Source organism: Amycolatopsis sp. NPDC004368, assembly GCF_053602515.1.
The window spans coordinates 358,605-373,741 of sequence record NZ_JBSGDT010000002.1 but is presented as its reverse complement, the minus strand read 5'-3'; the positions used below and the strand labels follow the sequence as shown (position 1 = coordinate 373,741).

The window sequence follows — 15,137 nt, the reverse complement described above, 5'->3', positions numbered from 1 at the left end:
GCACCCAGCGGCGGCGGCCTCACGCAACCTGCGGCCCCAGGCCTTCCTGAACCCAACGCGGTGCCTTCCACTGGATCGTGCCGGGGACACGCGGCTCCTGCAGTACTCGGACCGGCTGAGCCACAGCGCGGTACCCCCCGGACGATGTGGCGCCGCGAGACATCCGGTCCCCGCAACAACCCAGACCAGCTGAGACACGACGCGGCGCCACCCACTCGGATGGCGCCGCGCCTCAGGACTTCCCCTCACCCACCGATGACCGGCGGCGTGATCTTCTCCCCGTCGGGCCCACGTTCGGGTCGAACCTCGAACACTTCGTCGGGGTCTTCCTGGTTCGGGAGCTTGTTCTTGTGCTCCTTGTCCTCTTCCTTCTTCTTGCCGCCCCCGGCCGCGCCGGCCGCTCCGGCCGCTCCGGCCTTCCCGGCCTTGCCCGCGTTGGCCGCCGCGGTCGCTCCGCGCTCCAGCCGCTCGCCCGCACCCTTGCCCGACTCGGCGCCTTCACCCACGGCGCCCTTGCCGGCCGCGCCACCACCGGACACACGGCTGCCGGCGAACCCGCCACCGGCGCGTCCGCCACCGGCCCCGGGGCGTCCGCCGCCGCGCACCGTGTCCTCACCCGCGCCGCCGACGCTGCCCGGCCCGCCCCCACCGAACGCCAACGCGTCCGGGGACAGCCGCCCGAAGCCCCCGCCACCCGCGGGCGGTCGGAAGCCGGCGCCACCGGCGCCGCCAGGCCCGCCGAAGGATCCGGCGCCGGTGCTGGAGCCTGCGCCCGGAGTGAACGCGTTGCCGTTGAAACCTGCCGCCCCACCACCGGGACCGCCACCGGGGCCACCCCCGGGCGCGCCGCCACCGGGTGCGCCGAAGCTGCCCCCGCCGGTGTTGAGCGCCGCCGAGTTCCCGAGTCCGGTGCCGGACTGCGCGCTGCTGGTGTGGGTGCTGTCGTCGCCACCCCCAAGCTGCGGAGGCGGGGAGTAGGCCGGCTGCGTCGAGGCCGTCTCGTGGTACGTGCTGTCGAGCCCCTGCATGACCTGCACGGCCTGCTGGTGCGCCGCGTCCGCCTGCTGCTGCTTGGCCGCGATCGCGTTCATCGTCTGCACGGCGGCCGCGGGGTCCGCGACGCTCAACTGCTGCGTCGCCTTCTGCATCTCGGCCTGCTGGTCGAACTTGACCGGCTCCGGCATGTTTCTTTGGGCGTGATCAGCGGCGGCCGCCTGCTGCGAATAACGATTCGAGCTGAGTTGCGCCGCGTTGGCGGTTTGGGCTGTGTACGCCGCGGTCTTTTGAAAGAAGTCGTGCGCCTTGCTCGCTCCGGCGCCTTGCCAAACGGCGCTGCTGTTGGTGGTCGCGGCGTTCAGCGAATCGGTGACATCCGCCAGCCAGTTGCCCAGTTTGTTGGCCACTCGCCCTTTGGCATCGATCTCCGTGCTGTCCATGTTGGTGTGAACCATGTCGTACAGCTCTTGGTGGTCGTGCGCGGCGTAGTTGGCATCGGGAGCAGGAGCGTCCCCGCGTGTCGTCTGGCCTTGCAGTAGTTGCTCGCCCTGCGTAACCGAATATTTCGACGCCGCTTGCCCGGTTCGCTGATCAACCGAGTCGCGGATGTTCTGCTGGTCTTCGGCGCCGAAACGGGCGGGCGCAGCCTTCTTCGATAGATCTGCGTGAGTCTGGCTGTAGTAGTCGGCTTCGTACTGGCGGTGTGCGACGTGCTCTCCGGTCACGACCCTGCCTCCAAACCCTTGGAGAACGTCTGGCGGTGCTCGTCCTCGGTTTTGTAGTAGTTGTCGCGCGCGATGGACAAAGCATCGAGGATTTGCTCGAAACCTTGCTGGAGCAGGGTCAAGTTGGGGATCAGGGCGTCGGGTGTGCCATCGGCGACTTGAGCGTTGAACGCGGCGACCTTCATGGCGTAATCACTGCCGCCCATCTTGGCTTGCTGCGCAAGTTGCTTGGCCTCACCCAGCATCTCGCTGTAGCCGTTCAGGACTTGATTGCACACCTTTTCGTAGGCCTGAAAGCCCTCGTCGCTGATGGAGAACCCGCCGCTTTGCGCCAGCTTCTTGAACTCCTGCGCACCCTCGTTGAGGCGTTGCACACCTGCAGTGTCCAGGGGGTTGCTGAGGAGGCTGCCAGGGCTCGGCAGTCCTGACCCTCCGGTGGGCCCGTCGACCGGAGGCCCGTCGAAGTGTGAGCCGCTCGCCACGTCCGCCACTCTCCCCCTCGTCCCGCGTACCTGCTCCCCAATCCTAGAGCGATCGAAGATCTGTGTCAGGCGCCTACGAATCTTGCCTCTTGATCAGCCGTTCGGGGGAAGCAACGGGTCGACGGCTTCGGCGAGAGCACTGACCTGCTTGCAGGCCTCGTCTGTGGTGGATCGGTACATCGCCATCGTGAGGGTTGCCCGCGAATTCGGCTTGACCTCCATGTACACCGCGCATCCCTCGGCGCCCTGGAGGTCGCGTTCGAGCACGGCATCACGGTTGCCGACGTGGCCAGTGCTGGTCTTGCTCGCGTCGTACACCGCGTCCTTATAGTTTCGGCCGTCTTGCAGGTCCAGGCCCGCGCTGCCGAACTGGGGCTTCGTCGACAAACATCCGTGCTGCGGGTCGGCGGCGGATGGCTGCCCAGGTGGGAACCCTTTCCCCGTCAGTGCCTTGTCGAGGGTTGTGCAGGCACTGACCCCTTCGAGGGGAGTGTCGGTCTGGCCTGCGGAGGTGGTCGGCGACGAAGGTTGCGAGGTCTTCGGGCTCGGCTTGCCGCTTACTGAGCCGTCGCATGCTGTCAGGGTGCAAGCGATTGCGGCGAGGCCGACGAAGGTCGCGAAGCCGCGGATCGGTCCGGTCACCTCGTGAACACTACGGGTAGGTGATCGTCGGACGCGAGCCTGTGGCCAAGGAACGTCGTGGTCGAGATGGGGCTGCTCGAAGATTCGGTGCCGTTCAGCCGGCTCTCGGGAGCAGGAGCTCCACGGCTTCTGCGACCTTGCGTGCCTCAGTGCAGGCCTCCGTCAGATCCGGCGGAGGAGAGAACGGCGAGCACGATCGCTCGAGATTTGGGCTTGACCTCGATGCTTACGGCGCATGCGCCGGCCTGCCGGTTGGTCTGCAGCTCAAGGATGGCGCCTCGGTAGCCGACAGTGCCGGTCTGCGTCGAAACCGGATTGATCAGGTCGGAGTCGTAAATGTGTTCGTCTTGCGGGTTGAGCCTGATGTCTCCGTAGGCGGCTTTCTTGGTGTCGCACGCGTGCTCCAGATCGGCAACCGACGGTGTCGAAGCGGGAAAACCTGGCTGTCGATCCACGGATCGGTCCGGGCACCCGCGAACACTATGGGTGGGTGATCGTCGGGCGCCAGCCTGCCTCGGAACCCTGTTGTGGACGAGCGCAGTCGGGACATCAAGGTCGTCGGATCGGTCCAAGTGGAGGTTCGGAGCATCATGTGGCCTTGGGCAGGAGCAGTTCGACTGCTGAGGCGAGAGCCCTGGCCTTGGTACATGCTTCGTCGGTGGTCCCCCGGGAGGACGATACGGCGATCGTTGCTCGTGATTTCGGCTTGACCTCGATGGAGACCGCGCAGACGCCGGTTTGCTGGGTGGGCTCTCGTTCGAGGATCGCTCGTCGGTCGCGGACGCTGCCGGGACTGGCCTTCGCGGGATCGGCGACGCTTGTGTCGTAGGCCTGCCCGTCCTGCAGGCCCAGGCTGAAAACGCCGACGCCTGCTTTTTGGGTATCGCAGGCGTGCTCCAGATCGGCGGTAGACGGCGTCGAAAGCGGGAACCCCTGGCCGGCGAGTGCCTGGTCCAGCGTCTTGCACGGGCTCATCCCCGCCAGTGGGGTCTCCGATTGCCTACTCGGTGCGTTGCTCGACGCAGAGCCTGACCGGCTCACCGGCGCGGGCGCGCCTTCCACCGAGGCGTCACAGGCAGTCAGAGCGCAGGCTAGTGCGGCGAGGCCCACGACGGTCATGAAGCGACGGATCAGTCCTTTCACCTCGCAAACACTATGGGTGGTGATCGTCGGATGCGAATCTGCTGTGGTCGAGCGGATCGCGTCAACAAGGGTTGCCCGATTGATCTGGAGGCCTGGATCGTCAGGTGTTCTCGGGGAGCAGGAGTTCGATCGCCTCGGCAACCTCCTCGGCCCTGGTGCGCGCCGCGTCCGTGGTTCCGGGCGCCACCGAGGCCGACACGCGCAGATGCCAGTTTGATCTGTCGGCTCCAGCTCGAGGATCGTTCGTCGGTCGCGGACGTTGCCTGTTTGGGCCTTCGCGCACGCGTGCTCCGTGTCAGCGACCGATTGACTCGCGGGTGGGTAGCCCTGCCCGGCAAGTGCCTGGTCAAGCAGTTTGCAAGCGCTCAGGCCCGCCAGTGGGGTGTCCGGTTGAACGGCGGACGAGCTGGTCGGTGCAGCCCAGGACGTGCATGCGGGGGCGGCACTACCACCTACCTAGCCATCGCGAGCGGTCAAGGTGAGGGTGAGAGCAGCGAGACAGGCGAGTGAGAAGAGGCCACGAGTCGGTCCAGTCACGCCGTGAACACTACGGGTAGACGTGTGGCGCCCGCGAGAAGATGCCGGGATTGGTGGACACCAGCGACTCAGCGAAGCCCTTCCTCAATCGCCTCGAACAGCCACCTCCGCAGGTGAGACCCGTCCGACGGCACGAACCGCAACCGAAACCCGCCATCCCGCAGCGGCTCCGAGAACGTGACATACCGCCCCCCATCCGTGTCCACGAACGTGGCCGTCGACACCGGACGCAGCACGCCGTGCCGAGGACGCAACGACAGCTCCACTGTCCCGTGTCGATGCAACGGCCACTGAGAGTAAGCCCCCAGTGCATCCCGATCCCGCCGAGAAGGAGCCGAGGTGAAGTCCTGGTCCGAAAAGTCCGAATCATCCGACGCGGCGGAAGAATGCCGAGCCGGCGCCTGCGTGAGGGACACCGGCGCCACCGGCAGCGGCGGATAAGCCGGGAACATGCTCAACACCGTCTCCACCAGCCGATCCGGCCGGGTCTGCTGGAAGCGGATCCCGGAAGCCTCAGAAGACGAGAACACCCCCAGCCCCTCCCCGATGCAAGCCCGATAGAGCACCGTCGCCGACGGGAGCTCCGCCGCGCGCACGATGATCAGCACCTCGGGCCGCGTCCAGGCCTGCAAGGTGGCCAGCACGTCGTGGTCCAGCTTGTCGCCGGCGGCCAAGCCCCGGGAGCGCAGCGCGGCCCAGGCCTCGTCCGACAAGCGGCGGTTCTCGGAGAGCGTCAGACCCGGGCTGCGGATTTCGAAGGGGTGCCACGAGGCCGGCAGGCCGCTGCGGCGGACAGCGACGTCGACTTCGGTCAAGTTCAGGGAGAACTCCTCCGGCACGGCGCAACCCCAACCCCTCGTGAAAAGAACCCGCACCGAGCGTAGCGAAAAGGCTGGGTGGTCGTCGGCCCGCGGGGTTCCTAGACTCGCGGGTGTCGACGAAGACCCACGGGAGGCAAACCATGCCTGACGCGCCCGCTTTGCCCAGCTATGCCTCCGGGACGTCCGAGGTCCCCCTGCTGGGTGACACCATCGGGGACAACCTGGACCGCACGGTGGCGGCCTTCCCGCAACGGGATGCGATGGTCGACCGCGCGGCGGGCACGAGGTGGTCGTACGCCGAGCTCAAGCGCGACGTCGACCAGCTCGCGCACGGGCTCGTGGCCACCGGCATCGGCAAGGGTGACCGGGTGGGGATCTGGTCGCCGAACCGTGCGGAGTGGACGCTCCTGCAGTACGCGACGGCCAAGATCGGGGCGATCCTGGTCAACATCAACCCCGCGTACCGGTCGCACGAGCTCGAGTACGTGCTGAACCAGGCGGGCGTGCGGATGCTCGTCGCGGCGGACAAGTTCAAGACGTCGGACTACGCGGCGATGGTGGAGCAGGTCCGGCCGAACTGCGAGGCGCTCGAGTTCGTGGTGCTGCTCGGCACCGAGGCGTGGACGGACCTCATGGCCAGGGGTGCGGGTGGCGATCCGGAAAACCTGGCCCGGCTCCAGAAGAACCTGTCCGCCGACGACCCCATCAACATCCAGTACACCTCCGGCACCACCGGCTTCCCCAAGGGCGCCACGCTGAGCCACCACAACATCCTCAACAACGGCTACTTCGTCGGCGAGCTCTGCAATTACAGCGAAGAAGACCGCGTGTGCATCCCGGTGCCCTTCTACCACTGCTTCGGCATGGTGATGGGCAACCTCGCGTGCACCAGCCACGGCGCGTGCATGGTCATCCCGGCGCCGGCGTTCGACCCGCGGGCGACGCTGGAAGCCGTCGAAGCGGAGCGGTGCACCTCGTTGTACGGCGTGCCCACGATGTTCATCGCGGAGCTCAACCACCCGGACTTCGGTGAGTTCGGCCTGTCGTCGCTGCGGACCGGCATCATGGCGGGGTCGCCGTGTCCGGTGGAGGTGATGAAGCAGGTGATAGACCGGATGGGCATGACGGAGGTGTCGATCTGCTACGGCATGACGGAAACCTCGCCGGTCTCCACGCAGACGCGTGCGGACGACTCGGTGGAGCGCCGCGTGTCCACGGTCGGGCGCGTGGGCCCGCACCTCGAGTCCAAAGTGGTCGATCCCGAGACCGGTCTCACCGTGCCGCGCGGGGTGCCCGGTGAGCTCTGCACACGCGGCTACTCCGTGATGCTCGGCTACTGGGAACAGCCCGACAAGACGGCCGAGGCGATCGACGCCGCGCGCTGGATGCACACCGGCGACCTCGCCGTGATGGACGACGACGGCTACCTCAACATCACCGGCCGCATCAAGGACATGGTGATCCGCGGCGGCGAGAACGTGTACCCGCGCGAGATCGAGGAGTTCCTCTACACGCACCCGGACGTGCTCGACGCGCAGGTCATCGGCGTGCCCGACGTCAAGTACGGCGAAGAGCTCATGGCCTGGATCCAGATGCGCGAAGGCGCGCAGCCGCTCACCGCGGAAGCCGTGCGCGAGTTCGCGCAGGGCAAGCTGGCGCACTACAAGATCCCGCGGTACGTGCACATCGTCGACGGGTTCCCGATGACCGTCACGGGCAAGGTGCGCAAGGTCGAGATGCGCGAGCAGTCCGTGACGCTGCTGGGCCTCGAAGCCGCCGCCTCGGCGAAACACGCCTAGGGCGGGCAACCGGGCCAGCGGGTCGCGCGTGTTCCCCCTCGGAGACCGACGAAGGGGGAACATCGTGAAGGTCAGCCGAAGAGCGTTCGCCGCCGGGGTCGCGGCCGTGTCGATGCTCGTGCTCGCGCCGGCGGCGATGGCCGCGGCCGGGCCGATCGAGCTTGCGCCCCGTGCCGGCGACACCTACACCGGGGTCGAGGCGGTGAACGACCGCGGCACCGTAGTGGGTGAGTCCTACCCGCGTGACGTGCGGATCCTGTACCACCCCATGAAGTGGTCCGCCTCGGGCGAGGCCGTCGCGCTGCCGACACTCGGGGGTGCGCTGGGGCAAGCCGCCGCCGTGAACCGGGCCGACGTGGCCGTGGGCGTCGCCGACGACGCGCTAGGCGCACAGCGCGCCGTGCGCTGGGCCGCCGACGGCAGCGTCACGGCGTTGACCGCACCGGGCACGGACAGCGCGGCGAGAGCGATCAGCGACACCGGCCGCATCGCCGGTTCCTACTACGACGGCACCGCGTCGCACCCCGTGCTGTGGGAACGCGATGGGCGCGTCCGCGAGCTGCCCGGCCTGCCCGGTGGCGGCTCCTCGGTCGCGAACAAGATCACGCCCGACGGTCGCGTCGTCGCCGGCACCGCCCAGGACGCGGCCGGCCACACGCACATCGTGCGCTGGGACGAGCGCGGCCGGATCACCGACCTCACACCGGACGACGAATACGGCCGGGTCACCGGGATCTCCGCCACCGGCGCGATCATCGGCTCGACGACGGAACCGGTCAACCACAACTCCACGGCCAAGCGATGGGACCCCTCGGGTCGCGTGGTGACGCTGGGCGGGACCGAGGCGCCCAGCTTCGGGGAAGCGATGGGGATCGCAGACAACGGCACCGTCGTGGGGCTCGTCGACCCCGACTTCGGCGGCAGCTACGCGACGCGGTGGGATCGCGCGGGCCGCCCGACGTACCTCCCGAGCAACACCCGCAACGCGACGGCCCACGCCATCAACCGCTCCGGCACCATCGTGGGGCAGGCCGAGTCCGTCGGCGCGAAGTGGGCCCCGGACGGCACCCGGACGCGCCTGGAACCGTTGCCGGGGCACACTTCCGCGGACGCCCTGCTGGTCAACTCGCGGGGTGTTGCTGTGGGGATGTCCTATGGGGACATCTGGCGTGGGGTGATCTGGAAGTGACGTGGTGGGCCGTCCCCGAGGGGGTCGGGGACGGCCCGTTCGCCGGGACGCCGGGCAGTTCCGCCGGACGTGGCCGATAGTGACTTGCCAGTGGTCGGCGCTTGCCGGTCGGTGTGTCCTGTTGCCAGACAACGGGTCGAGTTGCCGGCGTTTGGGGTTCCTGGCCGAACCCGGCGCGCGTCTTGCCGCTGTGCTGGAACTTGCCACCTGGCCGGAGTCGGCTGGTGCGCCACGAAGTCCCGAAGCCACGGAGTCCCGAAGCCACGGAGTTCAGAAGCCACGAAGTCCCGAAGCACGAACTGGCGCACCAGCCGAAAACAGCGCAGCCCTGTCAGGAAGCCGCCGCCGCGGCTTCCGCCAGTGCCTTCTCGTCCTCTTCGCCGAAGGTGTCCTCCAGCTGCTCCGGCGAGTAGTCCAGGTCGATCTGCTCCACGGGCGTCCCGCGGGCCGACTCGATGGCGCCGAGGCGGCGCTGGGCGCGGTCGGCCGCGTACTGCAGCAGTTCTTCCGGATCGTTGTCGAACGGGACTTCCTCGAACTGGTCCTGCACCCACTGGATCATGCCGAGCGCGTGGGGCAGCAGCTCGCCCATGCGCTGCTGCACCGCGTCCCACAGGGAGTCGTCGGCGGCGACGTGGCGGCGGCAGGTGAAGGTGCCCCACGCCATGTGGCGGCGTTCGTCGTCGCCGATGTGGCGGACGAGGTCCTGCATGCCGGGCAGGATCTGGTTCTGGGTGCAGATCAGCTGCCACGAGTAGTAGCCCGTCAGCGCCAGGCTGCCCTCGATCACGTGGTTGTACGTGACACTCGCGCGGATCTGGTTGAGCGGGCTGGGGTCATCCGAGAGCGCGCGCAGCGACTGCGGCAGCTCCTCGTAGAAAAGCTTGCGGTAGTAGGGATTCTCGGCGACGTACGGGTGCAGGTCGTCATCGAGGCCGACGGCGTCCATCCAGCGGCGGAAGACCTCGACATGCTTGGCCTCCTCGAAGCAGAACTGTGTCAGGTACATCTCGTCGCCGAAACGGCCGGTGGCGGACATCGCGCGCATGAAGGGCTGGATGTCCTCGGTCACGGCCTCTTCGCCGGCGATGAACTGCGCCACGAGGTACGTCGTGGAGCGCTGCTGCTCGGGGGTGAGGCTTTCCCAGCCCTCGCGTTCGGCCGAAAAATCGAGGTCGGCGGGGTTCCAGAACTTCTTGTTGCCCTTCACGAACAGGCGCAGCGGGAACGAGTCCCAGTTGAGCCCGCCCTTGCGCAGTGAGGAAAACCCGCTGCGCAGTTCCGGGAGCGTTTCGGTCATGGCCGGCCCTTTCGTGTCACTCCGATGTGGACGAACGTGTCGATCGCCGGTGCCAGCACGGTCACCACGGCGTCAGCCGCCACCGTCGCCGAGTGCGTGGGCAGCACCAGGTGGCTCAGTGACAGCCGCACGACCGTTTCCGCCAGCAGTGCGGCGGACTCCTGCGACAGCCGGGGCTCCAGCGAGCGGTACTCCTGCGCCGCCACGTCGGCGGCGGCCGTGAGGATGGGCTCGCCCCTGGTCGTGAGCAGGGGGAGCAGGTCCTCGCCCGCCTCCGTGCCGAGCGCGGCGGCGACGAGCCGGTTCTCGCGGGCGTGGTCGATGGTGTAGACGACGGCGCCGTGGATGCCGGCGATCAGCCCCTCGGCGTTTTCGAAGCGGCGGCGGATGCCGTCGAGGAACTCCGCCGCCGTGCGCAGCGCGACGGCCTGCGTGAGCGCCGCCTTGTTGCCGAACTCGTTGTAGACGGTTTGCCTGCTCACGCCGGCGCGCGCTGCGACGTCGGCCATGCGCAGCGCCCGGTGACCGCGGTCGGGGAGCAGGTCCGCAGCCGCGTCGAGCAGCGCTTCGCGCAGCGAAGCCTTGGTGCGCTCGGTGAAGCTCGTCACACCGTCAGCTTGACACAGCTGGAAGCTGTGTCAAGAAGATTTACCGAACACGATCGGCTGTACAGCCGCTACGGTGACCGGCGTGGGCATCACCGTGGGCTTCGACCTGGACATGACGCTGATCGACCCGCGGCCGGGCATGGTCGCGGCGATGAACGCGCTGGCCGTGGAATCCGGCCTGCCGCTCGACGGCGAGCACTTCGCGGCCAACCTCGGCCCGCCGCTCGACGACATCCTGCGCGGCTTCGAGGCACCCGAGGAACGCATCCCCGGCCTCGTGGAGAGGTTCCGCGCGCTCTACCCCGACGTGGTCGTGCCGATCACGGTCGCACTGCCCGGCGCGGCGGAGGCGCTGAAGGCCGTGCGCGCGGCGGGCGGGCGCACGCTCGTGGTCACCGGCAAGTACGGGCCCAACGCGCGCCTGCACGTCGAGGCGCTCGGCTTGGAGGTCGACGACCTCGTGGGCGAGCTGTGGTCCACGCGGAAAGCAGTGGCGCTGAAAGAGCACGACGCCCGGGCGTATGTCGGAGATCACCTCGGCGACGTGCGGGGAGCCCGCGCGGCCGGCGCACTCGCGGTCGGGGTCAGCACGGGCCCGTGCACGCGGGAAGAACTGCTCGCCGAGGGTGCCGACGTGGTGTTCGGCTCGCTGACGCAGTTCCCGGAGTGGTTCGCGAAAGCGTTCTGAACGGTTCTGAAAACGGTTCTGAACCCTCAGCCGTGCTTGCCGGCGCGCGCCTCGCGGACCAGTGCGATCAGGCCGAGCAGCAAGCCCAGCGGCGTCACCACACCGGCGACCGCGCTGAGCCACACGGGCAGGTTCTCCAGCCCGGCGGCGAACATGATGAACACGGCCAGCACGGCGAGCAGGCCGATGGCGAACAGCCCGATCCCGAGCCGCATCAGGATCGGCTTGCCGGTCGTGCTCACGCCGGTCTGCTTCGCTGCGTTCTCCATGACGCTGAGCGTATCGGCCGTATCCGCTTCTCCCCAGGGCATGTGGCGAGATAGGCTAAGCAGACGCGCGCCCTGGGTACGCCCCGGGCGCGTTCGTCGTGAGCAGCACAGCAGAAGGACTGGTGAGGGAAGTGCCGACCGGCAAGGTCAAGTGGTACGACGCGGAGAAGGGGTTCGGGTTCGTCACGCAGGACGGCGGAGCCGACGTCTACATCCGCAAGGCCGCGCTGCCGCAGGGCGTCGAGGGGCTCAAGGCGGGGCAGCGGCTGGAGTTCGGCGTCGCCGACGGCCGTCGCGGGCCGCAGGCGCTCTCCGTCCGGCTGCTGGACCCGCCGCCGTCCGTCGCCGAGGCGCGCCGGCGTCCCGCCGAGGAGCTGCACGGCCTGATCGAGGACATGATCAAGCTCCTCGAGCTGAAGGTGCAGCCCGACTTGCGCCGCAACCGCTACCCGGACCGCAAGAACACCAAGCAGATCGCGGAGATCATGCGCGCGGTCGCCCGGGACATCGATCCCTGATCTCCTGGACGGGTGAAGGGCTTTCGCGAGAGGCCCTTCACCGCGTCAGGCCGGCTTGACCTGAAGCGACCACAGCGCCGACGTGATCGGCTCGGCGTCGTCGGGGTTGCCGGTGCGGCTGATCACCGTGGCCTGCGCGATCTCCACCACCACGACCTGGTCGTCCTTGGTGGGCGGCGTGACGGTGTAGGCGTACTGGTCGCCGCTGGTGATGATGTCTTCCTTCAACGGCTGGGGCTCGCCCTTGCCGTTGACGAACTGAGCCGTGACCTTCCACGGCCCCTCCGCGATCTCCTTCGGCACGGAGATCTGCACCGAACGGCCAGGGCGCATCTTCAGCGTGCCCGCAGCACCCGGGTTGGCGGAGCAGACGCCGTTGCTCAGATTGCAGTTGCCGATGGGCTCCACGTTGACCGTGTGCCCGTCGCCGTAGAACGTCACCTCGGCCGGTCCGGGCGCCGCACAGCCGGCCACAACGAGACCACCGGCCGCCAGCGCGGCCACCACCAGGGAACGTCGCATGGGCGCCAGGTTACCGGCGCTCCCGGGGCAGGCCCTGCGCGGGGAAGCTGCCGGTCGGTTCGGGCCTCAGTGGCCGGTTTCCACCCAGCCCCGGCACGAGCGAGCCGCCGCGGCGCACGAGGTAGGTCTGCGCGAGCCCGATGCCGAGCAGCGCCGTGACCACGAGGAAGCCGATCCAGTACGTCGGCGGCAGCAGCAGGCCCACGGCACCACCGATGCACCAGGCGAGCTGCAGCACCGTTTCCGACCGCCCGAACGCCGACGCGCGCGACTGCTCGGGCAGGTCCTCCTGGATCACGGCGTCGAGGCTGATCTTCGCGAGCGCGCTCGCGGTGGCGCCGACGAGGCCGACGACCGCGGCCGTCGCGAGGCCGGGCAGCAGCGTGGCGATCAACGTCACACCGGTGCACGCGGCCACGCACGCCAGGATCACCTGGTCCGGCGAGCCGAACTGCAGGCGTGAGCCCAACGCGTTGCCGACGAACCCACCGGCTCCGGCCGCGGCGCCGATGACGCCGAGCAGCAGCAGCTGCATGAACGGGCTGTGGCCCTGGCCCTCGGTCTGCGCCTTCACCGCGAACGCGGCGAACATCATGAGGAAGCCGGTGAGCACGCGCACGGATCCGTTGCCCCACAAGGCGACCACGATGTGGCGGCCCATCGGCTGGCGCTGCTTCTTCCGCTTCGGTTCGGGCCGCGCCGACAGCGACGTGGGCACCTCGCCCTCGGTCACCTCGACCCACGACGGGATCCGCATCGACTGCACGGCCGCGGCCACGCAGATCAACGCCGTGAACCACAGCGCGCCGGCCGAGCCGCTGATCGCGTTGACGCCGCTGGCCAGGCCGCCGAACACGCCGGCGGCGATGAGACCGAAGATCGTGAGCCGCGCGTTGGTCTTCGACAGGGTGATCTCCGGGGGCACCACCCGCGGCGTGATGGCGGCCTTGAGCACGGTGAACGACTTCGACAGCACCATCATCCCGAGCGCGGCGGGGTAGAGCAGCCAGTCGTCGAAGTGCAGCGCCATCACCACGGCCATCAGGCCCTGGCCGATCGAAGCCACGCACATCGCGAGCCGGCGGCCGCGCTGGATCTTGTCCAGCGCCGGGCCGATCACGGGCGCGACCAGTGCGAACGGCGCGATGGTGATCAGCAGGTACAGCGCCACTTTGCCCTTGCTTTCGCCGCTGGTTGCGGCGAAGAAGAGCGTGTTGGCCAGCGCGATGGCCATGGCGGCGTCGCTGGCGTAGTTGAGCATCACCGCGTACATCAGCGACGTGAGGCCGGACTTGTCCGCACCGTCGGCCTTGGTGGCGCGCTGGAACATGCCGATGGCCTGGCCGCTCAGCTGCCGGCTGCGCAACGCGGCGACGCGCGTGACGGTGATCTTCTTCGGCAGCTTCGGGATCGAGCCGGCGCCGGGTACGGCCGTGGTGCGCAGTTCTTCGTCGCGCTCGGGACCGACGCGGGGCTCGCCCGCGTAGCCGCCGGTGTCGTAGTGCTCGTACTCGTCGCTGCCGGGGCGGTCGTGGCGCGGGTCGTGCCGGGAATCGTGCCTCGGGTCGTGTCGTGGGTCTTGCCTCGGGCGCACGGGTTCGGTGCGGTGCTCCTGCGCCGGGTACGGCCGGGCACCACGCGGCGGGGGCGCCCGGTGGCCCAGCGGTACAGCGCCGGTGGGAGCCTCGTCGGGCGTCGGGGTGTCGTAGAACGGGCTTCGGCCGTGGTTGGCGGCGGGTTCCGGCCGGGGTTCGTATCGCTCGGGCCGCGCGCGCGGTGGCTGCGGCGGTTCGCGCCGGGTGGCCGGTTCCGGCGCGACGTGCCTGGTCGGGGGCTCGGCCGGGTGCGCGGCGGGGTCGACGCGGGTGGCGCGCGGCGGCGAGTCGCGCCACGAACGGGCCTGGGCGGCGCTGGGCTCCGGCGTCCACTTGCGCTTGGACTTCCGGCCGCGACCCTTGCCCGACCGGCCTGAGAAGGTGCCGTCGGGTTCGGACTGCGAACCGAAGAGTGCCACGTGTTCATCCTGCCCCATCCGGGTGCCGCCGTGCCCGCTCACGTGCCGGTTTGTGTCCCTGGCTTCTCCGTGGGGACGAACTTCACCCGGAACATCGACGGCCAGAGCTTGCCGGTGAGGAGGAATTCGTCCGTGCCTGGAATGGCGGCGATGCCGTTGAGCACGTCGTCGGGGCCGGTGGGGGTGCGCAGGTGGGAGGCGTCGATGCGGCCGGTGACGGCCCCGTTTCGGGCGTTGATCCGCAGGATGGTGCCGGTTTGCCACACGTTCGCATACACTGTGTCACCGACGCACTCGAGCTCGTTGAGCTGGTCCACACCGACGTCGAGACTGCCCGTGACCGCGAACGTCCGCGGGTCACGGAACGTGAGAGTGGCGGTGCCGTTGCTCATGACCAGGCGTCCGCTGGGCTGGTGGCACAGGCCCCACCCCTCACCTTCGAACCGCACGCGGCGCAACTCGGCGAGGGTTTTGCTGTCGCGTTCGATCGCGATGCCGTTCTGCCAGGTGAGCTGCCACAGTTTCGGGCCCAGGACTGTCACGCCCTCGGCGAACAGCGGCGAGGGCAATGCCACCCGTGCGGTCGGCGCCTTACCGGCGGGACCCGCGGTGAGCGCTGATTCGCCTTCAATGCCGCGGCTCTCGTAGAGCGTGGGGCCCGCGAACTCGAGACCCTCGGTGAAGGCCGACGTGTCGTGCGGCAACGTACCGAGAACTTGCACTGATAGGTCTTCGGTCCGAGGAGGCGCCGCCTGGGTACCTGGCGTACAGCCAAGCAGCGCGCCCGCTGCGAGCGACCAGACCCAGAGTTTCTTGGCGAGGTGCATGAAGAAGATCCTGGCACGGGAGGTGAGGGCCCATGGGGCACAATCACGGGTATGACG

The 15,137-nt window shown here is 68.8% G+C and carries 16 protein-coding genes; 4 read left to right on the top strand and 12 right to left on the bottom strand.

The window, feature by feature from the left end:
* Positions 1 to 245: 245 nt before the first annotated feature.
* From ACWEOE_RS05315 to ACWEOE_RS05290, 6 genes are all read right to left on the bottom strand, one after another.
* Complete coding sequence (locus ACWEOE_RS05315; RefSeq protein ID WP_452004218.1) at positions 246 to 1,721, bottom strand: hypothetical protein; 1,476 nt, start codon at positions 1,719 to 1,721, stop codon at positions 246 to 248.
* A complete protein-coding gene (locus tag ACWEOE_RS05310) occupies positions 1,718 to 2,095 on the bottom strand; it encodes a hypothetical protein (RefSeq protein ID WP_452004215.1) in 378 nt (125 codons plus the stop codon). The genes ACWEOE_RS05315 and ACWEOE_RS05310 overlap by 4 nt, the downstream gene beginning before the upstream one ends.
* Before the next feature lie 201 nt (positions 2,096 to 2,296).
* Entirely contained in the window at positions 2,297 to 2,845 is a 549-nt protein-coding gene (locus ACWEOE_RS05305) for a hypothetical protein (protein ID WP_452004213.1), read from the bottom strand.
* A 146-nt stretch (positions 2,846 to 2,991) separates the two neighbouring features.
* Positions 2,992 to 3,300 (bottom strand): hypothetical protein, encoded by a 309-nt coding sequence (locus tag ACWEOE_RS05300; RefSeq protein WP_452004210.1) that lies wholly within the window; start codon positions 3,298 to 3,300, stop codon positions 2,992 to 2,994.
* A 133-nt stretch (positions 3,301 to 3,433) separates the two neighbouring features.
* Positions 3,434 to 3,988 carry a DUF3558 family protein gene (locus tag ACWEOE_RS05295; protein ID WP_452004207.1) on the bottom strand — a complete coding sequence of 185 codons (555 nt, stop codon included), beginning with the start codon at positions 3,986 to 3,988 and terminating at the stop codon, positions 3,434 to 3,436.
* A 605-nt stretch (positions 3,989 to 4,593) separates the two neighbouring features.
* The gene (locus tag ACWEOE_RS05290; protein WP_452004205.1) at positions 4,594 to 5,340 is read right to left on the bottom strand and encodes an ESX secretion-associated protein EspG; all 747 of its coding nucleotides are present in this window, start codon (positions 5,338 to 5,340) and stop codon (positions 4,594 to 4,596) included.
* 146 nt (positions 5,341 to 5,486) lie between these two features.
* Between ACWEOE_RS05290 and ACWEOE_RS05285 the strand changes: the two genes are divergently transcribed.
* Positions 5,487 to 7,145, top strand: coding sequence for an AMP-binding protein (locus ACWEOE_RS05285; protein ID WP_452004202.1), 1,659 nt, complete (start codon positions 5,487 to 5,489; stop codon positions 7,143 to 7,145).
* A gap of 64 nt (positions 7,146 to 7,209) precedes the next feature.
* Entirely contained in the window at positions 7,210 to 8,334 is a 1,125-nt protein-coding gene (locus ACWEOE_RS05280; RefSeq protein ID WP_452004201.1) for a hypothetical protein, read from the top strand.
* Positions 8,335 to 8,665: 331 nt separating this feature from the next.
* Here ACWEOE_RS05280 and ACWEOE_RS05275 read toward each other — a convergent pair whose 3' ends face one another.
* On the bottom strand, positions 8,666 to 9,634 hold the full coding sequence (locus tag ACWEOE_RS05275) for a R2-like ligand-binding oxidase (protein ID WP_452004198.1): 969 nt from the start codon (positions 9,632 to 9,634) through the stop codon (positions 8,666 to 8,668).
* Positions 9,631 to 10,242 carry a TetR family transcriptional regulator gene (locus tag ACWEOE_RS05270; protein ID WP_452004197.1) on the bottom strand — a complete coding sequence of 204 codons (612 nt, stop codon included), beginning with the start codon at positions 10,240 to 10,242 and terminating at the stop codon, positions 9,631 to 9,633. The genes ACWEOE_RS05275 and ACWEOE_RS05270 overlap by 4 nt, the downstream gene beginning before the upstream one ends.
* A gap of 82 nt (positions 10,243 to 10,324) precedes the next feature.
* On the opposite strand from ACWEOE_RS05270, the gene ACWEOE_RS05265 reads away from it, so the two are divergent.
* On the top strand, positions 10,325 to 10,930 hold the full coding sequence (locus tag ACWEOE_RS05265; RefSeq protein ID WP_452004195.1) for an HAD family hydrolase: 606 nt from the start codon (positions 10,325 to 10,327) through the stop codon (positions 10,928 to 10,930).
* A 26-nt stretch (positions 10,931 to 10,956) separates the two neighbouring features.
* Here ACWEOE_RS05265 and ACWEOE_RS05260 read toward each other — a convergent pair whose 3' ends face one another.
* Positions 10,957 to 11,199 (bottom strand): hypothetical protein, encoded by a 243-nt coding sequence (locus ACWEOE_RS05260; RefSeq protein WP_452004193.1) that lies wholly within the window; start codon positions 11,197 to 11,199, stop codon positions 10,957 to 10,959.
* A gap of 131 nt (positions 11,200 to 11,330) precedes the next feature.
* Here ACWEOE_RS05260 and ACWEOE_RS05255 point away from each other — a divergent pair, with 131 nt between their 5' ends.
* Entirely contained in the window at positions 11,331 to 11,717 is a 387-nt protein-coding gene (locus ACWEOE_RS05255; protein ID WP_220247185.1) for a cold-shock protein, read from the top strand.
* A 45-nt stretch (positions 11,718 to 11,762) separates the two neighbouring features.
* Here ACWEOE_RS05255 and ACWEOE_RS05250 read toward each other — a convergent pair whose 3' ends face one another.
* Genes ACWEOE_RS05250 through ACWEOE_RS05240 form a run of 3 tightly spaced genes read right to left on the bottom strand, consistent with a single transcriptional unit; the run spans position 11,763 to position 15,080 of the window.
* A complete protein-coding gene (locus tag ACWEOE_RS05250) occupies positions 11,763 to 12,239 on the bottom strand; it encodes a DUF2771 family protein (protein ID WP_452004191.1) in 477 nt (158 codons plus the stop codon).
* Positions 12,240 to 12,249: 10 nt separating this feature from the next.
* The gene (locus ACWEOE_RS05245) at positions 12,250 to 14,253 is read right to left on the bottom strand and encodes an MFS transporter (RefSeq protein ID WP_452004189.1); all 2,004 of its coding nucleotides are present in this window, start codon (positions 14,251 to 14,253) and stop codon (positions 12,250 to 12,252) included.
* 38 nt (positions 14,254 to 14,291) lie between these two features.
* On the bottom strand, positions 14,292 to 15,080 hold the full coding sequence (locus ACWEOE_RS05240; RefSeq protein WP_452004595.1) for a glutaminyl-peptide cyclotransferase: 789 nt from the start codon (positions 15,078 to 15,080) through the stop codon (positions 14,292 to 14,294).
* Positions 15,081 to 15,137 lie beyond the last annotated feature (57 nt).

Coding starts and splice junctions, on each gene's coding strand:
- ACWEOE_RS05250 (WP_452004191.1), bottom strand. CDS start 12,239: ATGCGACGTTCCCTGGTGGTGGCCGCGCTGGCGGCCGGTGGTCTCGTT.
- ACWEOE_RS05275 (WP_452004198.1), bottom strand. CDS start 9,634: ATGACCGAAACGCTCCCGGAACTGCGCAGCGGGTTTTCCTCACTGCGC.
- ACWEOE_RS05285 (WP_452004202.1), top strand. CDS start 5,487: ATGCCTGACGCGCCCGCTTTGCCCAGCTATGCCTCCGGGACGTCCGAG.
- ACWEOE_RS05260 (WP_452004193.1), bottom strand. CDS start 11,199: ATGGAGAACGCAGCGAAGCAGACCGGCGTGAGCACGACCGGCAAGCCG.
- ACWEOE_RS05240 (WP_452004595.1), bottom strand. CDS start 15,080: ATGCACCTCGCCAAGAAACTCTGGGTCTGGTCGCTCGCAGCGGGCGCG.